Origin of the sequence: Flavobacterium enshiense DK69, assembly GCF_000498495.1 — a bacterium.
Taxonomy (GTDB): Bacteria; Bacteroidota; Bacteroidia; order Flavobacteriales; family Flavobacteriaceae; genus Flavobacterium; species Flavobacterium enshiense.
This window is the reverse complement of record NZ_AVCS01000009.1, coordinates 382,158-397,659: the sequence shown is the minus strand read 5'-3', so window position 1 is coordinate 397,659 and position 15,502 is coordinate 382,158. Positions and strand designations below refer to the sequence as shown.

At 39.6% G+C, this 15,502-nt stretch carries 16 protein-coding genes; 1 reads left to right on the top strand and 15 read right to left on the bottom strand.

What is annotated here, in order from left to right:
• Positions 1-51: 51 nt before the first annotated feature.
• The 10 genes from pcaF to FEDK69T_RS07645 form a co-directional block, all read right to left on the bottom strand.
• The gene (pcaF, locus tag FEDK69T_RS07690) at positions 52-1,254 is read right to left on the bottom strand and encodes a 3-oxoadipyl-CoA thiolase (RefSeq protein ID WP_023573583.1); all 1,203 of its coding nucleotides are present in this window, start codon (positions 1,252-1,254) and stop codon (positions 52-54) included.
• Positions 1,255-1,438: 184 nt separating this feature from the next.
• Entirely contained in the window at positions 1,439-1,846 is a 408-nt protein-coding gene (locus FEDK69T_RS07685) for a PaaI family thioesterase (RefSeq protein WP_023573582.1), read from the bottom strand.
• 35 nt (positions 1,847-1,881) lie between these two features.
• Positions 1,882-3,036, bottom strand: a complete 1,155-nt coding sequence (locus FEDK69T_RS07680; RefSeq protein WP_023573581.1) for a 3-hydroxyacyl-CoA dehydrogenase NAD-binding domain-containing protein — start codon at positions 3,034-3,036, stop codon at positions 1,882-1,884.
• A 101-nt stretch (positions 3,037-3,137) separates the two neighbouring features.
• Positions 3,138-3,923: an enoyl-CoA hydratase-related protein gene (locus FEDK69T_RS07675; RefSeq protein WP_023573580.1), complete on the bottom strand. Its 786-nt coding sequence runs from the start codon at positions 3,921-3,923 to the stop codon at positions 3,138-3,140.
• Between the two features lie 47 nt (positions 3,924-3,970).
• Positions 3,971-4,471, bottom strand: a complete 501-nt coding sequence (gene paaD / locus FEDK69T_RS07670; protein WP_023573579.1) for a 1,2-phenylacetyl-CoA epoxidase subunit PaaD — start codon at positions 4,469-4,471, stop codon at positions 3,971-3,973.
• Positions 4,472-4,497: 26 nt separating this feature from the next.
• A complete protein-coding gene (gene paaC, locus FEDK69T_RS07665) occupies positions 4,498-5,250 on the bottom strand; it encodes a 1,2-phenylacetyl-CoA epoxidase subunit PaaC (protein WP_023573578.1) in 753 nt (250 codons plus the stop codon).
• Positions 5,251-5,306: 56 nt separating this feature from the next.
• Positions 5,307-5,591 carry a 1,2-phenylacetyl-CoA epoxidase subunit PaaB gene (gene paaB, locus FEDK69T_RS07660; RefSeq protein ID WP_240473168.1) on the bottom strand — a complete coding sequence of 95 codons (285 nt, stop codon included), beginning with the start codon at positions 5,589-5,591 and terminating at the stop codon, positions 5,307-5,309.
• A gap of 69 nt (positions 5,592-5,660) precedes the next feature.
• A complete protein-coding gene (gene paaA, locus FEDK69T_RS07655) occupies positions 5,661-6,617 on the bottom strand; it encodes a 1,2-phenylacetyl-CoA epoxidase subunit PaaA (RefSeq protein WP_023573576.1) in 957 nt (318 codons plus the stop codon).
• A gap of 79 nt (positions 6,618-6,696) precedes the next feature.
• The gene (gene paaE / locus FEDK69T_RS07650) at positions 6,697-7,770 is read right to left on the bottom strand and encodes a 1,2-phenylacetyl-CoA epoxidase subunit PaaE (protein WP_023573575.1); all 1,074 of its coding nucleotides are present in this window, start codon (positions 7,768-7,770) and stop codon (positions 6,697-6,699) included.
• 162 nt (positions 7,771-7,932) lie between these two features.
• Positions 7,933-8,502: a TetR/AcrR family transcriptional regulator gene (locus FEDK69T_RS07645; protein ID WP_035630012.1), complete on the bottom strand. Its 570-nt coding sequence runs from the start codon at positions 8,500-8,502 to the stop codon at positions 7,933-7,935.
• A gap of 93 nt (positions 8,503-8,595) precedes the next feature.
• On the opposite strand from FEDK69T_RS07645, the gene FEDK69T_RS07640 reads away from it, so the two are divergent.
• Entirely contained in the window at positions 8,596-8,904 is a 309-nt protein-coding gene (locus FEDK69T_RS07640; RefSeq protein ID WP_023573573.1) for a rhodanese-like domain-containing protein, read from the top strand.
• Positions 8,905-8,952: 48 nt separating this feature from the next.
• On the opposite strand, the gene FEDK69T_RS07635 is transcribed toward FEDK69T_RS07640, so the two are convergent.
• The 5 genes from FEDK69T_RS07635 to alaS all read right to left on the bottom strand — a co-directional run bounded on the left by FEDK69T_RS07635 (position 8,953) and on the right by alaS (position 15,280).
• Positions 8,953-9,600: a DUF4230 domain-containing protein gene (locus tag FEDK69T_RS07635; protein WP_051385102.1), complete on the bottom strand. Its 648-nt coding sequence runs from the start codon at positions 9,598-9,600 to the stop codon at positions 8,953-8,955.
• Between the two features lie 40 nt (positions 9,601-9,640).
• On the bottom strand, positions 9,641-10,597 hold the full coding sequence (locus tag FEDK69T_RS07630; protein WP_023573571.1) for a GSCFA domain-containing protein: 957 nt from the start codon (positions 10,595-10,597) through the stop codon (positions 9,641-9,643).
• A gap of 38 nt (positions 10,598-10,635) precedes the next feature.
• Positions 10,636-11,430, bottom strand: coding sequence for a hypothetical protein (locus FEDK69T_RS07625; protein WP_023573570.1), 795 nt, complete (start codon positions 11,428-11,430; stop codon positions 10,636-10,638).
• A gap of 291 nt (positions 11,431-11,721) precedes the next feature.
• Positions 11,722-12,513 (bottom strand): hypothetical protein, encoded by a 792-nt coding sequence (locus FEDK69T_RS07620; protein ID WP_023573569.1) that lies wholly within the window; start codon positions 12,511-12,513, stop codon positions 11,722-11,724.
• A gap of 130 nt (positions 12,514-12,643) precedes the next feature.
• Positions 12,644-15,280: an alanine--tRNA ligase gene (gene alaS, locus FEDK69T_RS07615; RefSeq protein WP_035630136.1), complete on the bottom strand. Its 2,637-nt coding sequence runs from the start codon at positions 15,278-15,280 to the stop codon at positions 12,644-12,646.
• Positions 15,281-15,502 lie beyond the last annotated feature (222 nt).

Genomic DNA, 15,502 nt, shown 5'->3' with positions numbered 1-15,502 from the left:
TTTGTTTAACCGCTATTCCGATAGCTATCGGGACGCTAAGTTTGCTTTTTTCTAAACTCTTTCAATAATTACTGCGTAACCTTGCCCCACTCCGATACACATGGTAATTAAAGCATAACGTTTTCCTGTTAACTGTAATTCCAATGCCGCGGAATAAGCGATTCTTGCTCCCGTAACACCCAGTGGATGTCCGATAGCGATGGCACCTCCGTTTGGATTGATTCTCGGATCGTTGTCCTTCAACCCTAACTCACGGATACAAGCGATACTTTGTGCCGCGAAAGCTTCGTTTAATTCGATAATATCAATTTGATCTAAAGTCAGACCCGCTTTTTCCAATGCCTTTTTGGTCGCATCAACCGGTCCTATTCCCATGATTCTTGGTTCAACTCCCACTACCGCCGAACTTACGATACGCGCTAATGGTTTTAAGTTGTATTTTTTAACTGCTTCTTCTGACGCAATAATCGTCGCAGCGGCACCATCGTTCAATCCCGAGGCATTTCCAGCTGTCACGCTTCCGTCTTTTTTAAAGGCAGGACGTAATTTCGCCAAACCTTCCATGGACGTAGACGGTTTGATGAATTCATCTTTGGAAAACTGAATCGGGTCTCCTTTTCGTTGTGGGATTTCAACGTTTACGATTTCTTTTGCCAATCGGCCAGAATTTTGGGCTGCTGTTGCTTTTTTCTGGCTGTGCAAAGCGAAAGCATCCTGGTCTTCTCTGGAAATAGTATATTTCTCAACAAGGTTTTCGGCTGTTTCCCCCATTGCATCCGTACCGAACATAGCATGCATTTTCGGGTTGATAAAACGCCATCCAAAGCTGCTGTCGTACATTTTGCTGTCGGTTCCATAAGCGGCAGATGGTTTTGACACCACTAAAGGTCCGCGTGTCATGTTTTCAATTCCACCGGCGATAAAAACGTGTCCGTCTCCGGCTTTGATAGCACGGTTCGCACCGATAATCGCCGAAAGACCTGAACTGCACAAACGGTTTACGGTTTCTCCCGGAACAGTGTACGGCAATCCCGCCAAAAGCAACGACATACGCGCTACGTTACGATTGTCTTCTCCCGCCTGGTTGGCACATCCCATGATCACATCGTCGTACGCGTCTGTTGGGATGTTTGGATTTTTCTCTGTTACCGCTTTGATTACCAAAGCCCCTAAATCATCCGGGCGAACCGATGCTAGGGTTCCCTGATAACTTCCGATTGGAGTACGTACTCCGTCTATGATATATGCTTCCATTTTCAGATTGCAGACAACAGAAAAACCGCCGTCTATTATATTTTATGTTCTTTTAAAACTCTAATTTCTATTCAATTCATTTCCTCTTTAGCCCTGATTGGAGTCTCGTTATTCATAACGAGATAACGCGGAAAGCAGGAATTGCGTTTCCTAAAATGCCCAAACCGTTCGCTTCCGCAAAAATTTATTCTTCCCATTCTTTCGGAGTCCTGTAGGCAACCCCTTTAAAAAGCGCTACCAAAACGTCTCCTTTTTTCACCTCTACTATGTAGAAGGCCAATTTATTCTTTAAGCTTTCCAGACTCGCTTCAGCAACGATGTAATCACCTTCTTCCAGGGCTTCGATGTGGTTAATCGAAGTCTCGATGGAAACGGCAAACCTTCCGTTGGTATTCACGGTAAATCCAAAAGCGGTATCGGCTAACGAGTAGGCTATTCCGCCGTGTGCTTTTCCCATGCTGTTTAGCATTTCTTTACGGACGGTCATCCCTACTTTACAGCTCCCGATTTCGCATTCCAGGATTTCGATTCCGAGCCACTGACTGAACGGATCCAGGGAAAGCATTTTATAAGGTATTTTTTCTCCTTGCATTTTCGAGTTGGAATTTACTATTTCTTCCGTTTTCATTACACTTCAAATACTTTATTTTCTCTATTCATTTTGCGTAAAACCGGACTGCAGCGGTAACGATCCTCGTGGTATTCGCCGTACAGTTCGTCTAACTTTTCAACACACCACTGGATTCCCAATTCGTTTGCCCAAGCCAATAATCCTTTTGGATAATTTACCCCTTTAGTCATGGCGTTGTCAATATCTTTGGCTGAAGCGATGTTTAAGAACAAAGCATCGGCAGCTTCGTTAATCAACATTACGATTACGCGGTCGAAAATGATTTTGGCCAACGTTGTATCCTCTGTTGGCTGTGGCATTTCTTCGCTGTAATTGTAAAAACCTCTACCCGATTTTCTTCCTAAGAATCCGGCTTCGGTCAATCTTTTCTGTGTGAATGACGGTTTGTATCTCGGGTCGAAATAGAACGAAGTGAAAACCGTTTCCGTAACGGTGTAATTCACGTCATGCCCGATGAAATCCATCAATTCGAAAGGCCCCATTCGGAAACCTCCTATTGTTTTCATGCTCCAGTCGATAGTCGCAAAATCGGCATACCCTTCTTCATAAACTCGTAAAGCCTCGCTGTAGAAAGGACGGGCCACGCGGTTCACGATAAATCCTGGTGTATCTTTAGCTACTGCCACTACTTTCTTCCAGTCGGAAATCGTTTGTGTTGTTTTCTGAAGCACCTCAGCACTTGTCTGAACCGCTGGAATTACCTCAACCAGTTGCATTAATGGCGCGGGGTTGAAAAAATGGATTCCGATTACGCGCTCAGGTTTCTGACATGAAGCGGCGATGGATGCGATCGATAACGACGATGTGTTGGAAGCTAAAACCGTTTCTGCTGAAACTAAGGTTTCCAATTCCGAGAACACTTTTCTCTTGACATCCAGATTTTCGACGATGGCTTCGATAACCAAATCAGAATCGGATAAATCCTGCAATGTGGTTACATACGAAGTTGCGTTTAGAATTCTTGATTTCTCGGCGTCGTCAATTTTTCCTTTCTCCACTAATTTGGATAAGGTATTTTCAAGGCTGCCTTTACTTCTGGAAAGCGCCTCCTGATTGGTATCGTATAATTTTACGGAACATCCGGCTGTGGCTGCCACTTGTGCAATACCGCTTCCCATCGTTCCTGAGCCTATAACTGCTATTTTTTTCATTTAGACTTTCTTAGACTTCTTAGATTTATTAGACTTGCTTAGACTTTTTAGATTTCTAAATATCTAACAATCTAAGAAGTCTAATTTTCTAATATTCTGAATTAATTTCCTTTAAATTCCGGTACTCTCTTTTCCACGAATGCGGTAACTCCTTCATTGTAATCGTAAGAAGAACTGGCTTCAATCTGCAAATCGCTTTCCAGTGCTAATTGTTCCTCCAATGAATTGGTCATCGATTGATTCAGCAGTCTTTTTGTCAGACCTAATGCTTTAGTTGGCATCTGCGCTAAATTTTCGGCTACTTTTTTCACTTCCGCTTCGAAAGAATCAGCAGCAAAAACTTTGTAAATCATGCCAAGGTTCACGCCTTCTTCGGCAGAAACTTTATCTCCCAACATCATTAAAGCCGATGCTTTTTGGAATCCGATCAGACGCGGTAAAAAGAATGTTCCCGCACTATCAGGAACCAAACCTATTTTACTGAAAGCCTGGATGAAACTCGCTGATTCTACCGCCACAACGATATCGCAGGCCAAAGCAATATTGGCGCCTGCGCCTGCAGCCACACCATTTACGGCAGCCACAATCGGTTTTTCGATGTTTCTGATTTTTTGGATAATCGGATTGTAATGCTCTTCAAGTATTCTTCTGAATCCCGGATTGATCTCCGGGGTTGTTACTTCTTTTAAGTCTTGTCCGGCGCAGAATGCCTTTCCATTTCCGGTAAGCACAATGGCGCGGACATTTGAATCGGCAGCGCAATTGTCAAGCGTATCCTGAAGCGACAACGCCATTTCTCTGTTGAAACTGTTGAATACCTCAGGTCTGTTGAGTGCAATCCACGCAACATTATTTTCAATCTTTACCTCAATTGAGTTTGAGCTCATACCTTATTTTATTTAAAAACCCACAAGGAAAACCCTGCGGGTTGTTTTTATTTTAAACATTTAAAATAGTCAAACGGCTCCAGGCAGTCCTGACACTGAAACAGTGCCTTACATGCCGTCGAACCAAATTGGCTGATCAGTTTTGTGTTGAATGAACCGCATTGCGGACATTTAACCAACTTCTTATTTCCCAGCAATGCTTCCTTATCCGCTTCCGCACTTAACGGAGCGGCAATACCATATTTTTCCAGCTCCGCTCGTCCTTTTGGCGTAATCCAATCGGTGGTCCAGGCAGGCGCTAGCACTAAACTCACTTTGGCTTCCATGCCTTTTTCTTTGAATGCTTTTTTTATATCGTCGCCGATCGCATCCATGGCAGGGCAACCACTGTAAGTAGGCGTAATTGCTATTTCAATAATGTCATTTTCAACATTTACCGAACGTACCACTCCCATATCCAAAATGGAAAGTACCGGAATTTCAGGATCGGAAACCGAACCAAGAATTTCCAGCAGTTTTTTATCGATATGTTGAAGTTGTTCCGTCATGATGTAAGCTAAAAAGGAATATCCTTTTACCAGTTCATATTAGGGTAAGCACGCTGCATGTACTGCATATCGGCTAACAAATACCCCATATGTTCGCTGTGGATACCTTGTTTTCCTCCTTTTTGGAAATATTCCATAACAGGAGTATTTAAAGTCGATTCTTCCAAAACAGCACTTACTTTTTTATAATAAGCCTCTTTCAGTTTGGTCGTATCCACTCCGATGTTTTCGGTTACCATAACTTTATCGGCATCCGTCTGATGGAACAATTCATCGGTGTACACCCACAAATCGTCAATAGCGGCTTGGATTCGGTCATGACTTTCCGTAGTTCCGTCACCTAAACGACGAATCCAATCGGAAGAAAAACGAGTGTGGTAACTCACTTCTTTGATTCCTTTTTCGGCAATTGCCGCCAAAGTTTCGTCTTCGCTGTTTTTCAATCCTTCCAAAAGTGAAAGATGGAAGATATCAAACAAAAATTGTCTCGCGATGGAATAGGCAAAATCCGTGTTAGGCTGCTCTACCAACAATACATTCTTGTACTCTCTTTCTCTGCGAAGGAAAGCGATTGTATCTTCAGTCGCGTTTTCACCAAGTAATTGAGCAGCGTACTGATAGTAACTACGGGTTTGTCCCAACAAATCCAAGGACATGTTGGTCATCGCGATATCGGTTTCCAAACTCGGACCGTGACCGCAAAGTTCACCAAGGCGCTGACCTAAAATCAGTGCGTTGTCTGCAATCCCGTATATATATTGAACTAAATTATTATTCATGTTTTTGTGTTTAAATCCGCATTAGTTTTTCCTAGAAAAAAACGCAGAAGTATTTATTACATATGCTTTAATTCTTCCGGAAGTTCGTAAAAGGTCGGATGTCTGTAAGCTTTGTCTTTTGCCGGTTCGAATAACTCAGAACTGTCATCCGGATCTGAAGCTGTGATTTGAGCTGAAGGAACAACCCAGATACTTACACCTTCATTTCTTCTAGTGTAAACATCACGTGCGTTTTCCAAAGCCATTGTCGCATCACTTGCGTGAAGACTTCCGCAATGACGGTGTTCCAATCCGTTTTTACTTCTTATAAATACTTCCCAAAGTGGCCAGTTTTTCATAATCTTATAGTTTACAGTTTACAGACGCAGTCACAGTCTGAAAACTGTAAACTGCGATTGAAAAACTAAATTTTAAATTGCTTGTTCTAATTTCTTTGCTTCTTGTTTTTCTGCGTAAGCCATGGCAGCATCACGCACCCATTTTCCGTTTTCCCAGGCATTAACCCTGTCGGAAATTCTTTTTTTGTTACAAGGACCATGTCCTTTTACCACTTGCCAAAATTCTTCCCAGTCCAATTCTCCAAAATCATAACGTTTGGTTTCTTCGTTCCATTTCAGATTTGGATCTGGAATAGTCAGTCCGATTAATTCGGCTTGCGGCACAGTCTGGTCTACAAACTGCTGGCGTAATTCGTCGTTGGTTTTACGCTTTAATTTCCATTTCATCGACTGCTCAGTGTGAACAGATGCAGCATCTGTTGGACCTAACATCATCAAAGACGGCCACCACCAACGGTTTAGAGCGTCCTGAGCCATCTCTTTCTGTTCCGGCGTTCCGTTAGCCAATGTCATCATGATTTCAAACCCCTGACGTTGGTGAAAACTTTCCTCCTTACATACACGCACCATCGCACGGGCATAAGGCCCGTAAGAAGTCGCTGTTAATGGCACCTGATTGATAATCGCTGCGCCATCCACTAACCAGCCGATAGCTCCCATATCAGCCCAAGTTATCGTTGGGTAATTAAAAATACTTGAATATTTGGCTGCACCGGAATGCAATTGCTCATACAAATCTTCACGGGAAACACCAAGGGTTTCGCAGGCGCTGTACAAATACAATCCGTGTCCGGCTTCATCCTGAACTTTTGCCAGCAAAGCCACTTTTCTTCTCAAAGAAGGAGCTCGAGTAATCCAGTTTCCTTCCGGCAACATTCCCACAATTTCAGAATGAGCGTGTTGTGAAATCTGACGAATATGCGTCTGACGGTATTTCTCCGGCATCCAGTCTTTCGGCTCGATTTTCTCATCGTTTGCAATACGCAAATCGAAGATTGCCTCTAAGTTTTTTATTTCCTGTTCTGACATAACATTTATTCTTTTTGTCCCGAAACTGTCGGGAGTAGATTTTTATTTATCGTTAAAAACTGATGTCGTTCCGTTGCTATTAAACGCCAAAATCAACAACTACATTTTTGGAAGTAGGTACGGCCTGACAGCTTAACACATAATTTTTAGCTACTTCAGTTTCATCCAAAGCATAGTTGATTTTCATCTCCACTGTACCTTCAAGGACTTTACATTTACATGTGCTGCAAACACCACCTTTACAGGCAAACGGCAAATCAGCACCAGCGGCCAATGCTCCGTCAAGTATATTATCGAAATCATCTTCCATTGTGAAGTGAAATTCTTTTCCACCATCAATAATGGTAACCTCGGTTCCTTCCACTTTTTTCTCCAAAATCTGACTGGTGCGTTGTTTGTCTGCTTCAGAACCTCCCGAATGGAACAATTCAAAATGAATCTTTTCTTTTGGCAAACCGGCAGCCACCATTTCATCGCGAATCAAGAAAATCATTTCTTCAGGACCGCAGATAAAACATTCATCAACCGATGGAACATCAATAATTTTAGAAGTAAGAACCTGTAATTTTTCTTTTGAAAAACGACCATTGAACAACTCAACATTACGATGTTCTTTGGTCAAGAAGAAGAACGCCTCAAAACGACCTAAGTACTTGTTTTTCAACGCTTCTATTTCCTCCTTAAAGATAATTGATTTTACTGTTTTGTTCAAATAAAACAATTGAAAAGTACTTTCCGGCTCAAGCGCCAAATGTGTTTTGATGATGGATAAAATCGGAGTAATTCCGCTTCCGGCTGCAAAAACAATATAGTTTTTTGCAACTTTCGGATTAACATCTTTGAAAAACACACCACTAGGCGTCATCACTTCAAGAAAATCACCTTTTTTCAAAGTCTCATTCACAAAACCCGAGAACAAGCCACCATCCATTTGCTTAACCGCAACCTGCCATTTATTTTCTATCGGGCTGGAACATAAGGAATACGAACGACGCACTTCCGCACCTTCAATCATAGTTCTTATATTAAGATGTTGTCCTTGTTTGAATACAAAATCATGTTTTAATTCTTCCGGAATCTCAAATTCGATAACCGAACAATCCTTGGTTTCTTTGTAAATATCAGAAACCTTTATACTGTGAAATTTACTCATTGCAATAGCTGTTAATTCTAACTAACAAATGTTAGTTTGTAGTGCAAAAATAAGTATTATTTCGATACGGATTGCATCAATGATTAAAAAAAATAAATTTAATTGACAAATGTGTTAAATATTAACAGACAGGTAGATTTAAAGGCAATGTTTCCGCAAGGTTTAAACAATCCCGTGCAGTAAGACCTGTGTCATGTTTGATTTTAAAACAGCCGCGTTGAAGCCTTTTTTTCTGCCGTACCAAAGGTAAAGCGTTCTTAAAGTGGAGTGTAGTGAAAAAATAATCACTTCGGTATTCAGGTCCTTCAACTCACCGTCAGCGATTCCTTTCACTATTATTTTGCGGAAATTTTCTTCATATTCTTCACGCATTTTGATGAAATATGCCAACTCGTCATCCGCCAAATGCATCCAGTCGGAATTCAGGGAAGCCAAAGCATCTGTATCCCGAACCGTAATATCAATATGCAATTGAATTACTTTTTCAATTTTCTGAATACAGGTTTCGTTCGACAACATGATTTCGTTCATCACACTGGTAAACTCCTCTGCAATTTCAATAATAATCAGCACCAAAATTTCCTGCTTGGACCTAATATGATTGTACAAACTGGCTGCTTTAATATCCATTGCCTGTGCTATATCACGCATGGTTACTGCGCTGTAGCCTTTCTCTTTAAAAAGTTTAGCTGCAATGGCAATTATTTCTTTTTTTCGGTCTTGTGATTTCATCGGCTGCAAAAATAGGATTTATTTCAGCTTTGGTAACATTTGCTACAAATTAATTGTTTTTGCCATTGTACCTTTGTTTAAAATTAAAATACTATGGGATTATTAGATTTGTTAGGATTAGGAGGTAAATCAGATGCCATCGCAGAATTTGTCACCAAAGGAGCCGTGATTATCGATGTAAGGACTGTGAGTGAATTTACTTCGGGACATATTCAAAGTTCCAAAAATATTCCACTCGACACACTTGCTTCAAAAATAGAGGAAATCAAAAAATTAAACAAACCGGTAATTGCCTGTTGCCGTTCCGGAATGCGAAGTGCACAGGCGACTTCCATTCTGAAACAAAATGGCATTGAAGCCATAAACGGTGGCGGATGGGAAAGTTTACAACGTAAGCTGTAATCTTTATAAGCCGATCAATAAAAAATCCCTCAAAAGAGGGATTTTTTATTATAAGTTAAGGGTTTTGCCCAACTGACTTTCCGTCTGTATGACCTGATTCTTGTATTCCAATTTCCAGCCCATTGTATTGGTCAAAATCAAAATTTTAGCGAGTTCACTCACCAAACGGTTCTCCGCATTGGTTTTCAGCTTTGACTTTTCAATTTTCCGAGCCAGATCTGATTTTACTTTTTTATTGATTTTATTGTAATCAGCACCGGTAAACGGGTTCATTGTACTCTGATCTATATCATAAAACTGTATGTCCGGACTGATTTTAATCTCTTCCTTCGGAATGCTTACTATGGTAATGGTTTTATTTTTTTGATCAATATCGTACTTCACTTTACTCAAATCATAGGCAACAGTTACATCGGCATTAATGATAATTAGCGCTTTTTTCTCGAAGGTAACCAGATTCATCAGGTATTTCTGTTGGTCTTTATAGGTCATAACCTGCGAATAATGTCCTTCGGTTACTACTAGTTTCCCTACATTTTTGATTTGTTGTTCAATCAGATCAGTATTGTATTCGGTAGTTTCTGTGGGCTTTTCAGATGTAAAATACTTAAACAGTACGACGCCGATGACAATGAAGATAATCAGCCAGATAAGTTTCCCGGCGCGACCAATGATCTGTACCAAAGGCACAAGCATATTTTTTAAAGTGTTTTCTTCAGAGGAATTACTGGCCATTTTAAAATTGGATTAGCGGATTTTCTACCACTAATTTACTAATCTTTTGATTGAGTTTTTCCAAAAAAATCTTATGTTGTTCAGAATTCGGATTAAATGGTCTATGGAGCAATGCTTTTTGAATAGAATCTACCTGGTCCATTGTTGAGCGGCAAGAGTCAGCAACCATCGACTGAACAAAACGTTCCCAGATATAATCGATTCCCACCTGATTGGGATGCAGCATGTCTTCGGCATAAAAACGGTAATCACGAAGTTCATCCATCAGGATTTCATAGCTGGGAAAATAAACAGTGTTTTGCGGATTTTGAACCTTTTGCAAGACAGTGTGCAAAGCCGTTATCAGATGCGATTTGCTCTGCTGATTTTCCACAAAACCATCTTTAATATGCCTTACCGGTGAAACGGTAAAAATAAATTTGCAATTAGGATTGACGGAAGTAATCAACGAAATTATGTTTTGAAGGCTCTCTTCAATTTGCGCCACAGAGAGCAGCTCTTTTGTAAATTGCTTTTGCGGTACTTTATGGCAATTGGCTACAATTTCACCACTATCGTTATTGCGATATACCCAAGCCGTTCCTAAAGTAAGAGAAAAATGGGTAGCCTGTTCTAGTTGGCTGCGGAACGTTTCTGTAGTTGCATTGAGTCGCTCCAGGAATGTTTCTTTATCAGAAGAGCTCAACTCGGAATGCACATCAAAACAGTTCCATAAGTCGTTATGAAAAAAAATATCGGCTTCGGAAAATCGTTTTCCTGAAATCGTTTTTTGTATTATTTTCTCAATAGAAACCGGATTAAAAATAATCCCGAAAGGATTAACTGTATGCTGAAATTTGAAATAACTGAATTTATCTCCGATATTTTCAGCAAAACAAGAACCCAAAGACACTATCCTTGAAGTATAATCTATTGGAAAATTACTTTGCGGAATAGGTATTTGGGTTCTGAAGTGCATGCTAAGTTTGTTTAGTTATACAAACTTAGGAAATATTATTAATAGTAATATTGGAATGTTACTGACCCTCTGTTGGCACTTACCGGATAATTACCCGAGTTATACGTATACTGAATCTGATCGCTAACTGAATTTGCAGCAGAAACTCCCGAAACAGCAATCGAAGTAACGTTGTTTACATTTCCGTTTAATGCTATATCATGATACGTCAGTTTATCAAACCCTAGTATTCCTTTAAAAGGTGAGTTTTTAGTGTCATAAGAAAAATCATGGGCTTCTGTAACCGGACTTCCGTTAACAGTTCTATAGGTTTCCATTCGGGAAACTTTTCCGTTTGAGAAGAAAATCTTTCTGTTTACCTTCATATTGGACTGACTGACAACATCGCCACGATAACCATTTACTGTAACTGTTCCGTCACTGTTATAACTGAATACCGCTTTATACGTTACCGTATTAGACGAATTTATTCTCTTATAAGTAGTAAGCTGGTTGTTTGCATTATACTCATACAGTTCCTTGGAATTTAAAACATTGTTGTTAAAATAGTCTCTTTCCGTAATCAGGTTTCCTGTGTATATATAGCTAACCTGTCTCCCATCTGTAGACACAACCTTGGAAAGTTTGCTGCCATTATATACATAATCATCGGTAGTAACACTTCCTCCATTATTGCTTGTAGCAACTATTCTCTTTACCAAAACTGCATTTGGATTTAATTTCCCATCAATTTCCGAACTTGAATCATCTATAGTATCAACAAATTCATCATTAGAACAAGATGCCAACAAAGCTATCGCAGCCACCCCCAAAACAATACTAAGTCTTTTCATAAATTTTTGATTTTTTGATTAAACTTCAGCAAAGGAATAAAAAAAAGTTATTCTAAGGTGCTTTTTAACGATTTTTTTTGACTTTAATCGATTAATTTTCAACAAGTTATGTAAAAATCTTATTAAAAAAAGCCTTTTTCATTTCATAAGTTTTCACTAAAGCCTCAAAGATAACTTAATGAAGGAGGCTAAATCACAATGAAATTATAAATATTTGATTTTCATGTCTTTAAAAAACAAAAAAAACCAAAATCGAAATGATTTTGGTTTTTTAAAAAATATTCTAAAATCTTACTCATAGAAATATTCAAAAATCAAAGGAGGACCATTATTATCCTCAAGATCTACAGCTGTCGCTTTTGACAAAAAATTATCCGCATTGTAAACATTTACTATTTCATCTACATCTACAATATCATTAACAGTACTACTATATGTGATTGAAGTTAAATTATGAACATTTTGAAAATTCCCTTGATCATAATAAGTTAATTTATCATACCCCAAGATTAGACTGGTAGGTGTATTTGCCGTATCATGAGTATAATTTGTAAACAAGGTTTCCAAACTCCCGTCAATGATTGAATAACTTTCAATTTTGCTCACCAATCCGTTTACAAAAAAAACTTTTTTATTCAAATCGGTAGGCGTGTTTTGATTAACCGAATCACCGGTATAGCCAAAAATTGAAATTGTTCCATCGTTATTATGAGTATACACAACTTTATATCCTGTGTTACCTCTTATTTGTTTTCGGGTAATTAACTTATTGTCATTATTATACTCGAGAAAATCGATATTTTTCAAAACATTATTCTTAAAAAATTCAATCTTAGTTATTAATTCATCCGTATAAGTATATTTAAAATAGCTCATATCAGAAGAAACAATTCTGGCTAACCTGTTTCCATTATAGAAATAATCATAAGTAATAGCACCGGAAGCTGCATTTGAATTTAATATTGCTCTTTTTAATTTAGTTCCATTTATATTAAACCCTGAATCGGATGAAGTTCCATCGTTATCCGAACAAGAACCGATTAACAATGCTAAAACACTGAATAAACAGAAAAATTTTTTCATTTTTATTTTTTGTTAAATTTTCAACAAAGATTAATAAAAACAAACCTTCATCAAAATTAATAAAGATTTTTTTTACAAAAAAACCCAAATCGATAACGATTTGGGCTTTAAATAACTATAATATAAAATCTTACTTCACGAACTCAACCGCTTTCTCCAAAGCTTCCTTAATCCCTCCAGGATTTTTACCTCCCGCAGTTGCGAAGAACGGTTGCCCTCCACCACCGCCTTGGATGTACTTCCCAAGCTCACGAACTACCTGTCCTGCATTCAACCCTTTGCTTTCCACTAATTCTTTGGAAATGTAAGAAGTCAACATTGGCTTGTCATCCGCAGCAGTTGCTAAAACCAAGAACAAGTTGTCTTTATTCTGACCTAATTCATAAGCCAAATCTTTAGCGCCGTTTGCATCCAAATCCACCTGTACCGCTAAGAAATCTACTCCGTTGATATTTTGCAATTGAGAAGCTAATTCCCCTTTCAGGTTTTTCGCTTTCTCTTTTAGCAACTGTTCGATTTGCTTTTTCAGTTTGGCATTCTCGTCCTGTAAAGAAACCACCGATTTGATAACGTCCTGTGGATTCTTCAACGTTTCCTTAATTTCTTTTAAAGCCGATTCCTGAGCCGCAAAAAATTGTTTCACCGCATCATTGGTAATCGCTTCAACACGACGAATTCCGGCCGCCACGGCACCTTCACTCGTAATTTTAAAATGCCAGATGTCTGCCGTATTATTCACATGGATTCCTCCACACAACTCCATGCTTTCTCCGAATTTGATAGCACGAACATTGTCTCCGTATTTTTCTCCGAATAACGCCATCGCACCTTCTTCAATCGCCTGTGCAAAAGGAATGCTTCTTCTTTCGATTAATGGTAACTGCTCCTGAATTCTTACATTTACGAAATCTTCCACCTTTTGCAATTCTTCATCAGTCACTTTTGCAAAATGTGAGAAGTCGAAACGCAGGTAATTAGGCGCTACCAAAGATCCTTTTTGCTCCACATGCGTTCCTAAAACCGAACGCAATGCCTGATGCAATAAGTGGGTCGCCGAGTGATTGCTTGCTGTATGGCTTCTTAAATCAGCATTTACTTTTGCGACAAAACTACCGTTTACATTTTCAGGTAAGCTTTTCGCGAAATGCAGAATTAAGTTATTTTCTTTTTTAGTGTCTATGATTTCGATGGTTTCGTTTGCCGACACCAAAGCCCCTTTATCACCAACCTGTCCTCCTCCTTCCGGATAGAACGGAGTATTGTCTAAAACGATCTGATATAATTTACCGTCTTTTTTAGAATCCACTTTACGGAAGCGGGTAATTTTCACTTCATTTTCCGTTTGGTCGTAACCCACGAAAGTTTCCACATTACCCGGAACCAAAACGTTCCAGTCTTCTGTAGATACTTCCGAAGCAGCACGTGAACGGTTCTTTTGTTCCTGCATCGATTTTTCAAATTCGCCTTCGTTGAACGACATCCCTTTTTCTTTCAGGATCAAGGCTGTCAAGTCTTTCGGAAATCCGAAGGTATCGTATAATTCGAATGCCTTTTCACCTGAAACTTCGTTTCCTTTCGTTTCAGCCACTACATTTTCCAACAACTGTAAACCTTGGTCTAACGTTCTTAGGAAAGATGCTTCTTCTTCTTTGATTACGTTAGACACCAAATTTTTCTGAGCCACAATCTCCGGGAAGAAAGCCCCCATTTGATTGCTCAATACCTCTACCAATTGATAGATGAACGGTTCTTTTGTATTCAGGAACGTAAACCCGTAACGGATGGCACGACGCAAAATACGACGGATTACATAACCGGCTCCGGTGTTGGAAGGCAACTGACCATCTGCAATAGCGAACGCCACGGCACGAACGTGGTCTACAATTACGCGAATGGCAATATTAGTTTTGTTTTGCTCTTCGCTGATATTTTTTATTTCGTTGTTGGTATATTTTTTACCCGTAATTTGTTCTACTTTTTCGATTAGCGGAGTGAACACATCGGTATCGTAATTCGATGTTACGCTCTGCATCGCCATACACAAACGCTCAAAGCCCATTCCGGTATCTACGTGTTGTGCCGGCAATTTTTCCAAAGAACCGTCCGCTTTACGGTTGAATTCCATGAAAACGTTGTTCCAGATCTCAACAACCTGCGGATGATCTGCATTTACCAGCTCACGACCGGAAACAGCAGCTCTTTCCGCATCTGTACGTAAATCGATATGGATTTCGGAACAAGGTCCGCAAGGTCCCTGATCGCCCATTTCCCAGAAGTTGTCTTTTTTGTTTCCAAGGATGATGCGGTCTTCCGAAACATATTGCTTCCAGATATCGAACGCGTCCTGGTCGAACGGCACATTCTCTGAAGGGTTTCCTTCAAAAACGGAAACATACAAACGGTCTTTGTCCAGTTTCAATACTTCGGTCAGGAATTCCCAAGCCCAAGCCAATGCCTCTTTTTTGAAGTAATCGCCAAACGACCAGTTACCTAACATTTCGAACATGGTGTGGTGGTACGTATCAAAACCTACATCCTCCAAGTCGTTGTGCTTTCCGGATACACGAAGACATTTTTGCGTATCGGCTATTCTTGGTGATTTTGGTGTTCCGTTCCCTAGGAAAAACTCTTTGAATTGAGCCATCCCGGAATTGTTAAACATCAACGTCGGATCGTCTTTTAAAACAATCGGTGCAGAAGGCACGATTAAGTGTCCTTTGCTTTCAAAAAAATCAAGGTAAGCTTTACGAATGTCTTGTGATTTCATTTTTTTATTTATTTCCGCGATTGTGATTCGCACTATTTTTTATTTCAATTCCAAAAGGTAAAATGACTGTTCCCCTAGCCCTGATAGAGCGGTTAGCTCGCGATTACAATCGCGACTAGTAGCGATAGCAGGAAAAAGGTTTACAAATAAGCCAAATGTTTCGCTCCAAAAAATCAATTGCTTTGAAACATTTTTTAAATTTGTTCGTATAACCCCTACAAC

What these genes read in the sequence shown, in the direction of transcription:
- FEDK69T_RS07685 (WP_023573582.1), bottom strand. Translation starts at nt 1,846, where the DNA reads ATGCAAGGAGAAAAAATACCTTATAAAATGCTTTCCCTGGATCCGTTC.
- paaD (WP_023573579.1), bottom strand. Translation starts at nt 4,471, where the DNA reads ATGACGGAACAACTTCAACATATCGATAAAAAACTGCTGGAAATTCTT.
- FEDK69T_RS07625 (WP_023573570.1), bottom strand. Translation starts at nt 11,430, where the DNA reads ATGAAAAGACTTAGTATTGTTTTGGGGGTGGCTGCGATAGCTTTGTTG.
- FEDK69T_RS07635 (WP_051385102.1), bottom strand. Translation starts at nt 9,600, where the DNA reads ATGCTTGTGCCTTTGGTACAGATCATTGGTCGCGCCGGGAAACTTATC.
- FEDK69T_RS07645 (WP_035630012.1), bottom strand. Translation starts at nt 8,502, where the DNA reads ATGAAATCACAAGACCGAAAAAAAGAAATAATTGCCATTGCAGCTAAA.
- pcaF (WP_023573583.1), bottom strand. Translation starts at nt 1,254, where the DNA reads ATGGAAGCATATATCATAGACGGAGTACGTACTCCAATCGGAAGTTAT.
- FEDK69T_RS07680 (WP_023573581.1), bottom strand. Translation starts at nt 3,036, where the DNA reads ATGAAAAAAATAGCAGTTATAGGCTCAGGAACGATGGGAAGCGGTATT.
- paaC (WP_023573578.1), bottom strand. Translation starts at nt 5,250, where the DNA reads ATGAATAATAATTTAGTTCAATATATATACGGGATTGCAGACAACGCA.
- alaS (WP_035630136.1), bottom strand. Translation starts at nt 15,280, where the DNA reads ATGAAATCACAAGACATTCGTAAAGCTTACCTTGATTTTTTTGAAAGC.
- paaA (WP_023573576.1), bottom strand. Translation starts at nt 6,617, where the DNA reads ATGTCAGAACAGGAAATAAAAAACTTAGAGGCAATCTTCGATTTGCGT.
- FEDK69T_RS07640 (WP_023573573.1), top strand. Translation starts at nt 8,596, where the DNA reads ATGGGATTATTAGATTTGTTAGGATTAGGAGGTAAATCAGATGCCATC.
- paaE (WP_023573575.1), bottom strand. Translation starts at nt 7,770, where the DNA reads ATGAGTAAATTTCACAGTATAAAGGTTTCTGATATTTACAAAGAAACC.
- FEDK69T_RS07675 (WP_023573580.1), bottom strand. Translation starts at nt 3,923, where the DNA reads ATGAGCTCAAACTCAATTGAGGTAAAGATTGAAAATAATGTTGCGTGG.
- FEDK69T_RS07620 (WP_023573569.1), bottom strand. Translation starts at nt 12,513, where the DNA reads ATGAAAAAATTTTTCTGTTTATTCAGTGTTTTAGCATTGTTAATCGGT.
- FEDK69T_RS07630 (WP_023573571.1), bottom strand. Translation starts at nt 10,597, where the DNA reads ATGCACTTCAGAACCCAAATACCTATTCCGCAAAGTAATTTTCCAATA.